12 protein-coding genes are annotated in these 13,565 nt (G+C 71.1%); all 12 read right to left on the bottom strand.

Annotated features, from left to right (window positions below; genetic code table 11):
- Position 1 precedes the first annotated feature (1 nt).
- The 12 genes from ACZ6IM_RS19370 to ACZ6IM_RS19315 all read right to left on the bottom strand — a co-directional run bounded on the left by ACZ6IM_RS19370 (position 2) and on the right by ACZ6IM_RS19315 (position 13,506).
- A complete protein-coding gene (locus ACZ6IM_RS19370) occupies positions 2-127 on the bottom strand; it encodes a hypothetical protein (RefSeq protein WP_469557727.1) in 126 nt (41 codons plus the stop codon).
- 73 nt (positions 128-200) lie between these two features.
- The gene (locus ACZ6IM_RS19365) at positions 201-1,478 is read right to left on the bottom strand and encodes a thymidine phosphorylase (RefSeq protein WP_469557913.1); all 1,278 of its coding nucleotides are present in this window, start codon (positions 1,476-1,478) and stop codon (positions 201-203) included.
- 35 nt (positions 1,479-1,513) lie between these two features.
- The gene (locus ACZ6IM_RS19360; protein WP_052839712.1) at positions 1,514-1,906 is read right to left on the bottom strand and encodes a cytidine deaminase; all 393 of its coding nucleotides are present in this window, start codon (positions 1,904-1,906) and stop codon (positions 1,514-1,516) included.
- Positions 1,903-3,177 (bottom strand): ABC transporter permease, encoded by a 1,275-nt coding sequence (locus ACZ6IM_RS19355; RefSeq protein WP_052839713.1) that lies wholly within the window; start codon positions 3,175-3,177, stop codon positions 1,903-1,905. The genes ACZ6IM_RS19360 and ACZ6IM_RS19355 overlap by 4 nt, the downstream gene beginning before the upstream one ends.
- Positions 3,174-4,298, bottom strand: coding sequence for an ABC transporter permease (locus ACZ6IM_RS19350; protein WP_052839714.1), 1,125 nt, complete (start codon positions 4,296-4,298; stop codon positions 3,174-3,176). The genes ACZ6IM_RS19355 and ACZ6IM_RS19350 overlap by 4 nt, the downstream gene beginning before the upstream one ends.
- Positions 4,298-5,911, bottom strand: coding sequence for an ABC transporter ATP-binding protein (locus ACZ6IM_RS19345; protein WP_052839715.1), 1,614 nt, complete (start codon positions 5,909-5,911; stop codon positions 4,298-4,300). Before ACZ6IM_RS19345 ends, ACZ6IM_RS19350 begins: the two co-directional genes overlap by 1 nt.
- Positions 5,912-6,147: 236 nt before the next feature.
- Entirely contained in the window at positions 6,148-7,194 is a 1,047-nt protein-coding gene (locus ACZ6IM_RS19340) for a BMP family lipoprotein (protein WP_052839716.1), read from the bottom strand.
- Positions 7,195-7,467: 273 nt separating this feature from the next.
- On the bottom strand, positions 7,468-8,511 hold the full coding sequence (locus ACZ6IM_RS19335) for a BMP family lipoprotein (RefSeq protein ID WP_052839717.1): 1,044 nt from the start codon (positions 8,509-8,511) through the stop codon (positions 7,468-7,470).
- Between the two features lie 171 nt (positions 8,512-8,682).
- A complete protein-coding gene (locus ACZ6IM_RS19330; RefSeq protein WP_052839718.1) occupies positions 8,683-9,921 on the bottom strand; it encodes a M20 family metallopeptidase in 1,239 nt (412 codons plus the stop codon).
- Between the two features lie 259 nt (positions 9,922-10,180).
- Positions 10,181-11,242, bottom strand: coding sequence for a hypothetical protein (locus ACZ6IM_RS19325; RefSeq protein WP_052839719.1), 1,062 nt, complete (start codon positions 11,240-11,242; stop codon positions 10,181-10,183).
- Between the two features lie 43 nt (positions 11,243-11,285).
- The gene (locus tag ACZ6IM_RS19320) at positions 11,286-12,224 is read right to left on the bottom strand and encodes an N-acetylneuraminate synthase family protein (RefSeq protein ID WP_052839720.1); all 939 of its coding nucleotides are present in this window, start codon (positions 12,222-12,224) and stop codon (positions 11,286-11,288) included.
- 13 nt (positions 12,225-12,237) lie between these two features.
- A complete protein-coding gene (locus tag ACZ6IM_RS19315; RefSeq protein WP_052839721.1) occupies positions 12,238-13,506 on the bottom strand; it encodes a cytidylyltransferase domain-containing protein in 1,269 nt (422 codons plus the stop codon).
- Between the last annotated feature and the right edge of the window lie 59 nt (positions 13,507-13,565).

The following is a 13,565-nucleotide window of genomic DNA, read 5'->3' as shown; positions in this document are numbered from 1 at the left end:
GTCACCATGCCGGCGACGTGGCGATCTCCAGGGTGCAGGCTCTGGGTGCCTCCGTCCGGCGCCAGACCCAGACGACTTCGTCCCAGGCGGTGTCGGCCAGGACGTAGTCGCCCTCGAATTCCCTCATGCGGGCAGTCAACATGCCGAACGGGACCGGCAGAGGTCCACCGGTCCCGTTCGCCGAATGGGGAAACCGCAGGTCAGGCGATACGTTCCCGCACCACCGGCGCGGCGGTGAAGGCCGTGCCGGCCGGAGCCACGTCGTACGCGCCCTCCACCGCCGCGAGCGCGTACTCGAAGCGGTCCGGGGTGTCCGTGTGGAGGGTGAGGAGGGGCTGGCCCGCGGTGACCGTGTCGCCGGGCTTGGCGTGGAGCTCGACGCCCGCGGCGGCCTGCACCGGGTCCTCCTTGCGGGCGCGGCCCGCGCCCAGGCGCCAGGCGGCGACGCCGATGTCGTAGGCGTCGAGGCGGGTCAGGACGCCCGAGGAGGCGGCCTTCACCACGTGCTGTTCCTTCGAGGTGGGCAGCGCGGCGTCCGGGTCGCCGCCCTGGGCCGCGATCATGCGGCGCCAGACGTCCATCGCGGAGCCGTCGGCCAGGGCCTTCGCCGGGTCGGCGTCCTTCAGGCCCGCCGCGTCGAGCATCTCGCGGGCCAGGGCGAGGGTCAGCTCGACCACGTCGGAGGGGCCGCCGCCGGCCAGGACCTCGACCGACTCGCGGACCTCCAGGGCGTTGCCCGCGGTGAGACCGAGGGGGGTGGCCATGTCGGTGAGGAGCGCGACCGTCCTCACCCCGTGGTCGGTGCCGAGGCCGACCATCGTGGACGCCAGTTCGCGGGCGTCCTCGATGGTCTTCATGAAGGCGCCGGAACCCACCTTCACGTCCAGGACCAGCGAGCCGGTGCCCTCGGCGATCTTCTTGGACATGATCGAGGAGGCGATCAGCGGGATCGCCTCGACCGTGCCGGTGACGTCGCGCAGCGCGTACAGCTTCTTGTCGGCGGGGGCGAGACCGTCGCCCGCCGCGCAGATCACCGCGCCCGTGGTGTCCAGGACGTCCAGCATCTCCTCGTTGGAGAGGAGGGCGCGCCAGCCGGGGATCGACTCCAGCTTGTCCAGGGTGCCGCCGGTGTGGCCGAGGCCGCGCCCGGAGAGCTGCGGGACGGCCGCGCCGCACGCCGCCACCAGGGGCGCGAGCGGCAGGGTGATCTTGTCGCCGACACCGCCCGTGGAGTGCTTGTCGGCGGTCGGGCGGGACAGGGACGAGAAGTCCATGCGCTCGCCCGAGGCGATCATCGCGGCCGTCCAGCGGGCGATCTCACCGCGGTTCATGCCGTTGAGCAGGATCGCCATGGCGAGGGCCGACATCTGCTCGTCGGCGACCTCGCCGCGGGTGTACGCGTCGATGACCCAGTCGATCTGCTCGTCGCCGAGTTCGCCGCGGTCCCGCTTGGTGCGGATGACGGAGATGACGTCCATGGCCATGTATGGCTCTTCCTAACAGTGGTGCCGGATTACTTCGTAAGGTGGTCGGGGCCGAAGGCCTGCGGGAGCATCCGGGACAGCGGGAGGACGCCCTCCGGGGTCTCCAGCAGCAGCTCCCGGCCGCCGAACTCGTACAGCAGCTGCCGGCAGCGGCCGCAGGGGACGAGCACCTCGCCCTCGCCGTCGACGCACACGAAGTGCGTCAGCCGGCCCCCGCCGGTCAGCTGAAGCTGGGAGACCAGACCGCACTCGGCGCACAGCCCGATGCCGTAGCTGGCGTTCTCCACGTTGCAGCCGGTGACGGTGCGGCCGTCGTCGACCAGCGCGGCGGCGCCCACGGCGTACCCGGAGTAGGGGGCGTACGCCCGGGACATGGCGTCCCGGGCCGCCGTGCGCAGTTCCTCCCAGTCGGCGCCGGTCACTTGCCCTGGCCCTTGCGGTACTGCATGCCGTCCGCCTTGGGCATCCGCAGCCGTTGCGCGGACAGGGCGAGGACGACGAGGGTCACGACGTACGGCGTGGCGGAGACGACCTGGTTGGGGACCTCGTTGGTGCCGGCGTACCAGGCGAAGACCAGGGCGCCGATGACGAAGGTGATCGCGGCCTTGACGTACTTCTTGCGGACGGCCAGCCAGATGGCGCCGGCGACCAGGAGCAGCGCGCCGAGCAGCAGCAGCGCGTGCACGTTGGCGGAGCCGCCGCGCAGGTTGAGGCTGTCGGTGTAGCCGAAGAGACCGGCGCCGATGGCCAGGCCGCCCGGCATCCAGTTGCCGAAGATCATCGCCGCGAGGCCGATGTAGCCGCGGCCGCTGGTCTGGCCCTCCAGGTAGAAGGGGTTGGCCACGATGGACAGGAAGACACCGCCGAGTCCGGCCAGTCCGCCGGAGATGATCACGGCCAGGTACTTGTACTTGTAGACGTTCACGCCGAGGGACTCGGCGGCGATCGGGTTCTCGCCGCAGGAGCGCAGGCGCAGGCCGAACGGGGTGCGCCACAGGATCCACCAGGTGGCGGGGACCAGGGCGACCGCGATCAGGGTCAGCCAGGAGACGTTCGTGACCAGGCCGCCGAGCAGCCCCGCGATGTCCGAGACGAAGAACCAGTGCTGGTCGTTGAGGCTGTCCAGCCAGTCGGACAGGCCCGGGATCGAGAAGTGGCCGAGGGAGTCGACCGGCGGGGACTGCTTGGCCGAGCCGCCCTGGTGGCCCTCGAAGGCGAGCGGGGCGAGGTAGCGGGTGGCGCCCAGGGCGAGGATGTTGATGGCCACACCGGAGACGATGTGGTTGACGTTGAAGGTGATCGTGACGATGGCGTGCAGCAGGCCGCCGAGGCAGCCGCCGACGATGCCGACGAGGACGCCGGTCCACGGCCCCCACTGGAAGCCGGCCCAGGCACCGAACCAGGTGCCGAGGATCATCATGCCTTCGAGGCCGATGTTGACGACGCCCGCGCGCTCGGCCCACAGACCGCCGAGACCGGCGAGGCCGATCGGCACGGCGAGCTGGAGCGCGGTGGACATCTGGCTGACGTTGGTGATGCCGTTGGCGCCCGTGATCAGGCGGACGATCGAGGTCAGCGCCAGGGCACCGGCGATGACCAGGAGCAGCACGGGCCACGACATGCGGCGGCCGGTCGGTGGTGCGTGCTCCAGCGACGGCTGGTTGACGTCGGTCGCTGTGGTCGGAGCGGTCATCGGCCGGCCACCTCCTTCTTCGAGTTGTCGGTGGCGCCCAGGACGTGACCGGCGGCCAGCTCCGCGCCGACCCGGCGCTGCTGGCGGCGCAGGCCCCACTCGCGGACGGCCTCGTAGGAGACGACGACCGAGAGGACGATCAGGCCCTGCATGATGACCGCGATCTCCTTGTCGTAGCCGTGGAAGTCCAGCTCGGGCGAGGCCTTGTCGAGCCAGGCCCACAGCAGGGCGGCGAAGGCGATGCCGACCGGGCTGTTGCGGCCGAGCAGGGCGATGCCGATGCCGAGGAAGCCGATGCCGGTGGGGAAGTTGAGGCTGTAGGTGTGGGTGTCGCCGAGCAGGATCGGCAGACCCGCGAGACCGGCGAGGCCGCCGGAGATCAGCATCGCGGTGAGCACCATGCGCTTGGGGTCGACACCGCTGGCCGCGGCGGCGGACTCGGAGGCGCCGGAGGCGCGCAGGTCGAAGCCGAAGCGGGTGCGGTTGAGGACGACCCAGTAGCCGATGCCGAGCAGCACGGCGAGGATGACCAGGCCGTAGACCTCGCCGGCCGCGCCCATGTCGATGCCGGGGATCCAGCCGGACTCGTGCATCTCGCCGGTGGTGTTGTTGTTGCCGATCTTGACGCCGAAGACGTCCGGCAGCCACAGGTAGCCGATGACGGAGGTGGCGATGGCGTTGAGCATGATCGTCGCGACGACCTCGCTGACGCCCCGGGTCACCTTGAGGACACCGGCGATGCCGGACCAGAAGGCGCCGGTGAGGACGGCGGTCAGGAGCAGCAGCGGGACCTGGAGGCCGGCCGGCAGGCTGGCGTGGGCGCCGACGATCGCGGCCATCATGGCGGCGAGCTGGTACTGGCCGTCGACGCCGATGTTGAACAGGTTCATCCGGAAGCCGATGGCCACCGCGAGGGCCGCGATGTAGTACATCGAGGCCTGGTTGACGATCAGGACCTGGATGTCGGAGAACCCGGCCTGCTCGAACATGAGGGCGAACGGTTCGACCGGGTTCTTGCCCGAGGCGATCAGGACGATCGCGCTGAGCACGAAGGCCACGGCGAGCGCGATGACCGGTCCGGCCACCGCGAGGAGCACGCGCTCCTTGTCGAACTTCTTCATCAGCGGGCCTCGTCTTCCGGAGACTCGGGGGACGCGGGGGACGCAGGGGGCGCTGCGGACGTGGCGGAGCCGGTCGCGTCGGCCGGGGTCCCGGGGCTCTCTTCGTCTTCCAGGTGTCCGGAGGCCGCGCCGGTCATCGCCGAGCCGAGCGCCTCGGGGGTGATGGTGGCCGGGTCGGCGTCCGCGACCAGCTTGCCGTCGTAGATCACGCGGAGGGTGTCGGACAGGCCGATCAGTTCGTCCAGGTCGGCGGAGATCAGCAGCACGGCCAATCCCTCGCGGCGGGCCTCGCGGATGTGGTCCCAGATCGCGGCCTGTGCGCCGACGTCCACGCCGCGGGTGGGGTGGGCGGCGATCAGGAAGCGCGGCTTGTGGCTCATCTCGCGGCCGACGATCAGCTTCTGCTGGTTGCCGCCGGACAGCGAGGCCGCGGTGACGTCGATGCCGGGGGTGCGGACGTCGTACGTCTCGACGATGCGGCGGGTGTCCTGCTGGGCGCCCTTGAGGTCCAGCCAGACGCCCTTGCTGTTGGGCTTCTCGGTGACGTGGCCGAGGATGCGGTTCTCCCAGAGGGGGGCCTCCAGGAGCAGTCCGTGCCGGTGGCGGTCCTCGGGGATGTAGCCGACGCCCTGCTCGCGCCGCTTGCGGGTGGGCAGCGAGGTGATGTCCTGGTCGAGGAAGCGGATGGTGCCGGAGTCCGCGTGGCGCAGGCCGATGAGCGCGTCGACCAGCTCGGTCTGGCCGTTTCCCTCCACGCCGGCGATGCCCAGCACCTCACCGGCGTGGATGGTGAAGGAGATGTCGTCCAGCAGGGCCTTGCCGCCGGGGGCCGCGAGGCGCAGCGTGTCGACGGTGAGGACCGGACGGTCGGTGACCGTGGACTCCGCCGTCTCCGGGGTGGGCAGTTCGCTGCCGACCATCAGCTCGGCGAGCTGGCGGGGCGTGGTCTCGGCGGGGACGGCCGTGCCGACCGTGGTGCCGCGGCGGATGACGGTGATCTCGTCGGCGACCGAGAGCACCTCGCCCAGCTTGTGGGAGATGAAGATGACGGACAGGCCCTCGGCCTTCAGCTCGCGCAGGTTGTCGAAGAGGGCGTCCACCTCCTGCGGCACCAGGACGGCCGTGGGCTCGTCGAGGATCAGCGTGCGGGCGCCTCGGTAGAGGACCTTGAGGATCTCCACGCGCTGGCGGGCGGCGACGCCCAGTTCCTCGACGAGGACGTCGGGGCGCACCCCGAGGCCGTACCGCTCGGAGATCTCCTTGATCTTCCGGCGGGCCCTGGCGCCGATGCCGTACAGCTTCTCGCTGCCGAGGACCACGTTCTCCAGGACGGTGAGGTTGTCGGCGAGCATGAAGTGCTGGTGGACCATGCCGATGCCGCGCACGATGGCGTCGGCGGGCGAGGAGAAGGTCACCTTCTCGCCGTCGACCGCGATGGTGCCCTCGTCCGGCTTCTGCATGCCGTAGAGGATCTTCATCAGCGTGGACTTGCCCGCGCCGTTCTCGCCCACGAGGGCGTGGACGGTGCCCTTGCGGACGGTGAGGTGGATGTCGTGGTTGGCCACGACTCCGGGGAAACGCTTGGTGATCCCGGCGAGTTCGACGGCGGTCACCGAATCGTTGACCGCCGCTCCGGCCGGAGGGCTGCTGGACGCGTTGATGGCGCACTCTCCTGGGGACGGGGGCCGTCTACGCGCGTAGCGCCCCTACGGCATCTAAAAGCGGCGGCACATCGACGCAACGGGGTACGGGGAGGGCGACTTCGAGGACGCTCTCCCCGTACCCCGCCGTGCGGCCGGGCCGGCGCGGTTACACGCTGTTCGAGGTGTTGCTGGTGCTACTCAGCCGTTCAGCTGCTCTTGACCTTGATCTCGCCGCTGATGATCTTCTCCTTGGCCGACTTGATGGCTGCCTGGAGCTCGGCGTCGTCCGCGAACTTCGGGTTGGAGTCCGAGAGACCGACCTCGCCGGACTTCAGATCGCCCCGAACGATACCGGTCTCCGGCTTACCGCCCTCGACCGACTTCGCAAGGCTGTACACCGCCTTGGCGACGTCCTTGGTGGCCGACGTCAGGATGGAGTCCTTGTACTTGGCGAGGGCTTCCTGCTTGTACTGGTCGGAGTCGACGCCGATCGCCCAGACCTTGTTGGCGGCGGCGGCCTCGATCACGCCCTGACCGGAGAGACCGGCCGCCGCGTACACCACGTCGGCCTTCTTCTCGATCTGGCCCTCGGCGGCGGTCTTGCCCTTGTCGGGGCTGGAGAAGCCGCCCTCCTCCGCGGTCTGCGTGAGGTACTGCGAGACGACCTTGATCTTCGGGTCGGTGTCCTTGACGCCCTGCTCGTAGCCGGCCTGGAACTTGTGGATCAGCGGGACGTCCACACCGCCCACGAAGCCGACCGTGTTGGTCTTGGTGCTCTTGGCGGCGGCGACACCGGCCAGGTAGGACGCCTCCTGCTCGTTGAAGACCAGGTCCGCGACGTTCTTCGCCTCGATCGTGGCGTCGTCGACGATGCCGAAGGTGGTGTCCGGGTACTTCTCGGCGACGTTCTTCATCGCGGAGGCGTACGCGTAGCCGATGCCGACGACGGGGTTGTAGCCCTGCTTCGCCAGCGAGGACAGCCGCTGCTCCTTGTCGGCGTCGGTCTCGCCGTCGGTGGGCTCGACGTCGGCCGTCTCGTAGCCGAACTCCTTCTTGGCCTGCTCCAGACCGGCGTACGCGGCGTCGTTGAAGGACTGGTCGCCCTTGCCGCCGACGTCGTACGCGATGGCGAGGCCCTTGTCCCCCTTGGACTCCGAACCGGAGTCGGTCGAGGTACCACCGCAGGCGGCGAGGGCGAGGGCCAGGGAGGCGGTCGCTGCGCCTGCGACCGTGATCCGGGAAATCCGGCGCATGTCTGGTGCTCCTGTCGTACAAGCGCCGGGGACGGTTCGGCTGCGGCGCTGGCTTCGCCGCAGATTAACGCGCGTAGACCTGCCTGAAAACCCCTTCTGTCCACCTTGTTATCCGCCCGTGAGCAAGGCGAAGCGTACGGGGGTACGGGGCTCGCCGGGCGCGAACGGGGGGTGGCGGAGGGTGACGTCGGCCGCGGAGACCGCGGGACGCGGAAGCGGACGGGCACCCGGGGGTGTCCGTCCGCTCCGTGAGGGTGTGCGGAGGGGGCGCGGCTACTCCGTCGCGACCTTGATGGAGCCGTCGACGATGCCCGCCTTGGCCTTGTCCACGGCCTCCTTGGCACCCGGGATCCCGGCGAACTTCGGGTTGCTGTCGGACAGGCCCACGCCGTCGGACTTCAGGTCGAAGGTGTGGGTGCCGGTGAGCGGCTTGTCGTCCTCGACGGACTTGGCCAGGGCGAAGACCGCGCCGTTGATGTCCTTGAGGGCGGAGGTCAGGATGGAGTCCTTGTAGGCCGCGAGGGCCTCCTGCTTGTACTGGTCCGAGTCGACGCCGACCGCCCAGATCTTCGCCTTCGCGGCGGCCTCGATCACGCCCTGCCCGGAGAGACCGGCCGCCGCGTACACCACGTCGGCCTTCTTCTCGATCTGGCCCTCGGCGGCGGCCTTGCCCTTGTCGGGGCTGGAGAAGCCGCCCTCCTCCGCGGTCTGCGTGAGGTACTGCGAGAGCACCTTGACCTTGGGGTCGGTGTCCTTGACGCCCTGCTCGAACCCGGCCTCGAACTTGTGGATCAGCGGGACGTCCACACCGCCCACGAAGCCGACGGTCTTGGACTTGGTGGCCTTGGCCGCCGCGACGCCGGCCAGGTAGGAGGCCTCGTTCTCGGCGAAGACGAGGGAGGCGACGTTCTTGCCCTCGACCACCGAGTCGACGATGCCGAAGGTGGTGTCCGGGTACTTGGCGGCGACGGCCTTCATCGCCGGGCCGTAGGCGAAGCCGACGCCGATCACCGGGTTGTAGCCCTGCTTGGCCAGGGAGGTCAGGCGCTGTTCCTTGTCGGCGTCCGTCTCGCCGTCGGTGGGCTCGATGTCGGCGGTCTTGTAGCCGAACTCCTTCTGGGCCCGCTGCAGACCGGCGTACGCGGCGTCGTTGAAGGACTGGTCGCCCTTGCCGCCGACGTCGTAGGCGATGGCGAGGCCCTTGTCGTCACCGCCGTCGTCGCCGCTCTCCCCGCTGGTGCCACCGCAGGCCGTGGCGGCGAGTGCGAGCGACGCGACCCCCACCGCGACGCTGGTCAGTCTCGATATCCGACGCATCTGAAGTTCCCCATTCTCCAAAGCCCCGCAGCGGGCGCTCGGTTCGGCGCACATTAACGCGCGTAGAACCTCCTGGGAACGGGGTTCCGCAGGGCCGTTACCCATTCGTGCCGCTGGCCGGTTACCGCCCTGTTAACGACCGGATCGAAGGGGGACTTACCACCGCACGGCCTACTGGACGGCGTCGATCAGCGCCGCCGCGGTGAACATCTCCACGCCGACCGTGATGGCGTGCTCGTCCACGTCGAAGTCGCCCTGGTGGAGGTCGCGGACCGTGCGCTCGCCGGGCGGGCGGACGCCGAGGCGGGCCATGGCGCCGGGCACGTGCTCCAGGTACCAGGAGAAGTCCTCGCCGCCCAGGCTCTGCTCGGTGCCCTCCACGGCGTCGGTGCCGCGCCGGGCGACCATGGCGGCCTGGAGCAGCTCGGTGCTGGTGACCTCGTTGACGACCGGGGGGACACCGCGGACGTAGGTGATCTCGGACTTGGCGCGGTACAGGTCGGCGATCTCGTCGATGGCGCCCATCACCAGGTCGGGCGCCTGCCGCCAGGCGTCCAGGTCGAGGCAGCGCACGGTCCCGGCGAGTTCGGCGTGCTGCGGGATGACGTTCGGGGCGTGGCCGGATTCGATCCGTCCCCAGGTCAGGGCGAGCCCGCTGCGGCTGTCCACGCGCCGGGCGACGAGCGGGGGCACGTCGGTGACCACCCGGGCGGCGGCGGTGACCAGGTCGGTGGTGAGGTGCGGGCGGGCGGTGTGGCCGCCGGGGCCGTTCAGGGCGATCTCGAGCCGGTCGCAGGCGGAGGTGATGGGGCCGACCCTGAGCCCGATCTTCCCGGCGTCCACCCGGGGATCGCAGTGCACGGCCAGGATGCGGCGCACCCCGTCGAGCGCACCGCCCTCGATGGCGTCGGCGGCGCCGCCGGGCAGCACCTCCTCGGCCGGTTGGAAGACCAGCCGCACGGGCCGGGGCAGCAGGCCCTGCTCGTGCAGGGCGGCGAGCACGAGCCCGGCGCCGAGGACGATGCTGGTGTGCACGTCGTGCCCGCAGGCGTGGGCCCGGTCCGGCACCTGCGAGCGGTACGCGCACTCGGTCTTGGTGTCGGGGATGGGCAGGGCGTCGATGTCGGCCCGCAGGGCGAGCATGCGGGGCCCGCCGGACCACTGTCCGGAGTCGGTGCCGGTGCCGATGTCGCAGACGAGCCCGGTGCCGATGGGCAGCACGCGCGGCCTGAGACCGGCCCGCTCCAGCCGTTCCTTGATCGCGGCGGTGGTGCGGAACTCCTGGTTGCCCAGCTCGGGGTGCATGTGCAGGTCGCGGCGGAAGGCCACGAGCTCCGCGCGCAGCGCGTCCGGCAAGGTGCCGGGCAGCGCGGCTTCACCGGGAGTGTCGGCCTCGGACTCTGGGGACATCAACACGTTCACCCTCTGAAGGGTAGGACGCCGGGGTAGTCAACTGCCCCTCGATCAACAAAATTTCAGCCCGTTAGGGGAAGAAAGTTGGCCGCTCGGCGCATGGCTCTCAACGGGGGTGGGTACGCTCACCCGTTTCCGGCCTCGGCACCCGGCTCCGTCCTTGCTGTTCACTTGCTCCCCTCACGCATACCACGCCACGGCTGAGCCACGCCGGATCCGTCCGTATGCCGGGCCTGCCGCCCCCGCTGCCTGCCGCCTACCCCGCCACCGCCGACAGCCGGTGCACGTCCCGGGCCGAGCCGGTGACCCCGCTCAGGAAGCCGCGGGCCCGCGGTGAGGCCGACTCGGTGAGCCAGGCGGGGTCGATGTCGCAGACGGCGACCCGGACCTCGGTGCCGGCGAGGGCCAGCGGGAGGGTGTGGACGACGGTGGAGGGGAAGCTGAGGACGGTACGGCCGATCGGGCCGCGGCGGGCGATCAGCTCCAGGGGGAGGTCGGGGCGGACGATCTGCAGGCCCGTCTCCACGGCCAGCCGGTGCAGCTTCTCGGCGCTCTCGCGGCGGTGGGCGAAGTAGCGGGCGGCCCCGTGGGCCCCCGCCAGGGCGCGTACGGCGGCCACGTAGCGGTCGGCGTCGACGACGCCGGTCTCCACCAGGGAGGTGCCGACCATGTCGGCGCCCTTGGTGATCCGGGGCGGGCCGAAGCGGGCCCTGGTCCAGGCGAAGTCGTTCGCGGCGACGGTGACGCCTTCGGGGACCTCCTCGATGGGCATGGACGAGAAGACCGAGACCTGCCGGTCCGGGGTGGGGGTGAGGCGGTGCCGGGCCGAGCGGGAGACCGGGGCGAAGAGCAGGTCGCGCGGGCCGGGGCGGCTGCCCTTGCGGTGCCAGCGCACCAGGCGTTCGCCGTGGGCCAGCTGGGTGACGAACTCCATGGTGGCGGTGCCGTCGTCGACGACGACCAGGTCGTGGGCGCGGGTGATGGTGAGGAGCAGCTGTACGTAGCGGGAGAACGGGTCGCCCATGACGACCCGGTCCGCCTGGCGCAGCGCGGTGGTCAGGCCGCCGACCGTGCGGAAGGGCGCGGTGGCACCGCCGCGCGCCTCCTCCCAGCGGATCTCGTGGCCCTCCTTGCGGGCCAGTTCCGCCATGCGGCGCAGCTGGCCGCGGGTCATCGGGTCGACGGGCGAGAGGACCACGAGGGTGAGCTCCGCGCCGGGGGCGCGGGTGTGCGCCCACTCCAGCACGTTCAGCAGTTGTACCGGGCTCTCGACGAAGGCGAGAGTGCGGGGGCCGGCGTTCCCGGCGCGGGGGCTCATCTGTGGGGGACCGTCCCGTGGTGAGTGACTCGGTGGCCGGGGATCAGACGGTGACGGGCTCGCCCGCGGCGGCGGCGATCTCCGCCTCGGCGACGACGCCGGTGACGCGGCGCAGCTTCTTCATCGGGCCCAGCTCGGAGTCGTAGACCTTCTTGACGCCGTCGCCGAGGGAGGCCTCGATGGTGCGGATGTCGCGCACCAGGCGGGTCAGGCCCTGCGGCTCGACGGAGGCGGCCTGGTCGGAACCCCACATGGCGCGGTCCAGGGTGATGTGGCGCTCGACGAAGGTGGCGCCGAGGGCGACGGCGGCCAGCGTGGTCTGCAGGCCGGTCTCGTGGCCGGAGTAGCCGATCGGGACGTTCGGGAACTCCTGCTGGAGGGTGTTGATGACGCGGAGGTTCAGCTCCTCTGCCTGCGCCGGGTAGGTGGAGGTGGCGTGGCACATGAGGATGTTGTCGCTGCCCAGGACCTCGACCGCGTGGCGGATCTGCTTCGGGGTGGACATGCCGGTGGAGAGGATGACCGTCTTGCCGGTGGCGCGCAGGGCGCGCAGCAGCTCGTCGTCGGTGAGGGAGGCGGAGGCGACCTTGTGGGCGGGGACGTCGAACTTCTCCAGGAAGGCGACGGCCTCGGTGTCCCACGGGGAGGCGAACCAGTCGATGTTCTTGGTCCTGCAGTACTCGTCGATCTGGCGGTACTCGTCCTCGCCGAACTCCACGCGGTGGCGGTAGTCGATGTACGTCATGCGGCCCCAGGGGGTGTCCCGCTCGATGTCCCACTGGTCGCGCGGGGTGCAGATCTCCGGGGTGCGCTTCTGGAACTTGACGGCGTCGCAGCCGGCCTCGGCGGCGGCGTCGATCAGCTTGAAGGCGTTCTCCAGCTCACCGTTGTGGTTGATGCCGATCTCGCCGGTGATGTAGACGGGGCGGCCGGGGCCGGCCTCGCGGGTGCCGAAGGTGCGGATGCGGGAGTTGGTGCTCATGGCAGGGGGTTCCTTACGTGGACTGGGTGAGCGTGGGGGTTTCGAGAGGGTCGGGGGTGTCGAGTGAGGGGCCCAGGAGCCAGGTCGCGATCTCCCGTACGGCGCCTTCGCCGCCGGGGACGGTGGTGACCGCGCGGGCCGCGCCGCGTACGGCGTCGTGGGCGCTCGCGACCGCCACGGGCCAGCCGACGAGGGCGAAGCACGGGAGGTCGTTGACGTCGTTGCCGACGTAGAGCACGCGTTCGGGCGCGATGCCCTGTTCCTCGCACCACTGCTTGAGGGCGAGGTCCTTGCGGTCGATGCCGTGCAGCACGGGCAGCTTGAGCTTGCGCGCGCGGGCGGCGACGACCGGGTTCACCTCCGTGGACAGGATCAGCATCGTCAGGCCGCTGCGGCGCAGGGCGGCGATGCCGAGTCCGTCGCCGCGGTGCACGGAGACGAACTCCCGTCCGTCGGAGTCGATCAGCACCCGGTCGTCGGTCTGGGTGCCGTCGAAGTCGAGGACCACGGCGTCGATGTCGGCCGCGGTCGGCAGGGCGCCGGCCCTGGCGGCGTCGAAGTGCGGCGCGAGGGCGCGGGCGCGGGCCAGGTCGTGCGGGTCGTCGATCTCCAGGACGCGGGCCGGGTCGGTGCGGACCAGTTCGGTGCGGCCGAAGAAGCGGTGCTGGTGCTTGCGGAAGCCGGGGGCGGCCATGGCGTAGGCGGCGCCGGTCTCCAGCAGGTCCTGGGGCCGGTCCTGGCGGCGGGGGCGGTACGCCTTGTCGTGGTTGACGCCGTGGCCGCCGTCGGCCCCGCCCGCCGCGTCGCCGCCGTCCCGCCAGACGAAGCCGTGGAACGGGGCGACGGTGACGGCCGTGTCCGCGCCGTCCTCGGCGACCGCGCCGGCCACCCCGTCGACGTCCTCGCGGACCAGGAAGGGGCTGGTGCACTGCACGAGCAGGACCACGTCGACGGCGGCGCCGTGCAGGGCCTCGTGGGTGTCCATGGCGTGCAGCACGGCGGCCTCGGAGGTGGCCGTGTCCCCGGCGATGGCGGCGGGCCGCAGCACGACCTCGGCCCCGGCCTCGCGGGCCGCCGCGGCAATGGCCCGGTCGTCGGTGGAGACGACGACGTCCGTCACGAGGCGGGCGGCCAGGCACTCGCGCACCGCACGGACCACCAGCGGGACGCCGCCGACGGGGGCGAGGTTCTTCGCGGGCACTCCCTTGGAGCCGCCGCGGGCGGGGATCACGGCGAGCACCCGGCGCACCGAAGCGCCCTGGCCCGCTTCCGGGTTGGACATGGGATCTGCTCCTTGCGCAGGTGACGCGGGGGTCGCGGGTCCCGTTGCCGGGGGTGCGA

The sequence above is a fragment of the Streptomyces sp. NPDC042336 genome (assembly GCF_055581985.1).
This window is presented reverse-complemented; position numbering and strand designations above follow the sequence as displayed.

Coding starts and splice junctions, on each gene's coding strand:
- ACZ6IM_RS19370 (WP_469557727.1), bottom strand. CDS start 127: ATGAGGGAATTCGAGGGCGACTACGTCCTGGCCGACACCGCCTGGGAC.
- ACZ6IM_RS19365 (WP_469557913.1), bottom strand. CDS start 1,478: ATGGACGTCATCTCCGTCATCCGCACCAAGCGGGACCGCGGCGAACTC.
- ACZ6IM_RS19355 (WP_052839713.1), bottom strand. CDS start 3,177: ATGACCGCTCCGACCACAGCGACCGACGTCAACCAGCCGTCGCTGGAG.
- ACZ6IM_RS19350 (WP_052839714.1), bottom strand. CDS start 4,298: ATGAAGAAGTTCGACAAGGAGCGCGTGCTCCTCGCGGTGGCCGGACCG.
- ACZ6IM_RS19340 (WP_052839716.1), bottom strand. CDS start 7,194: ATGCGCCGGATTTCCCGGATCACGGTCGCAGGCGCAGCGACCGCCTCC.
- ACZ6IM_RS19335 (WP_052839717.1), bottom strand. CDS start 8,511: ATGCGTCGGATATCGAGACTGACCAGCGTCGCGGTGGGGGTCGCGTCG.
- ACZ6IM_RS19330 (WP_052839718.1), bottom strand. CDS start 9,921: ATGTCCCCAGAGTCCGAGGCCGACACTCCCGGTGAAGCCGCGCTGCCC.
- ACZ6IM_RS19325 (WP_052839719.1), bottom strand. CDS start 11,242: ATGAGCCCCCGCGCCGGGAACGCCGGCCCCCGCACTCTCGCCTTCGTC.
- ACZ6IM_RS19320 (WP_052839720.1), bottom strand. CDS start 12,224: ATGAGCACCAACTCCCGCATCCGCACCTTCGGCACCCGCGAGGCCGGC.
- ACZ6IM_RS19315 (WP_052839721.1), bottom strand. CDS start 13,506: ATGTCCAACCCGGAAGCGGGCCAGGGCGCTTCGGTGCGCCGGGTGCTC.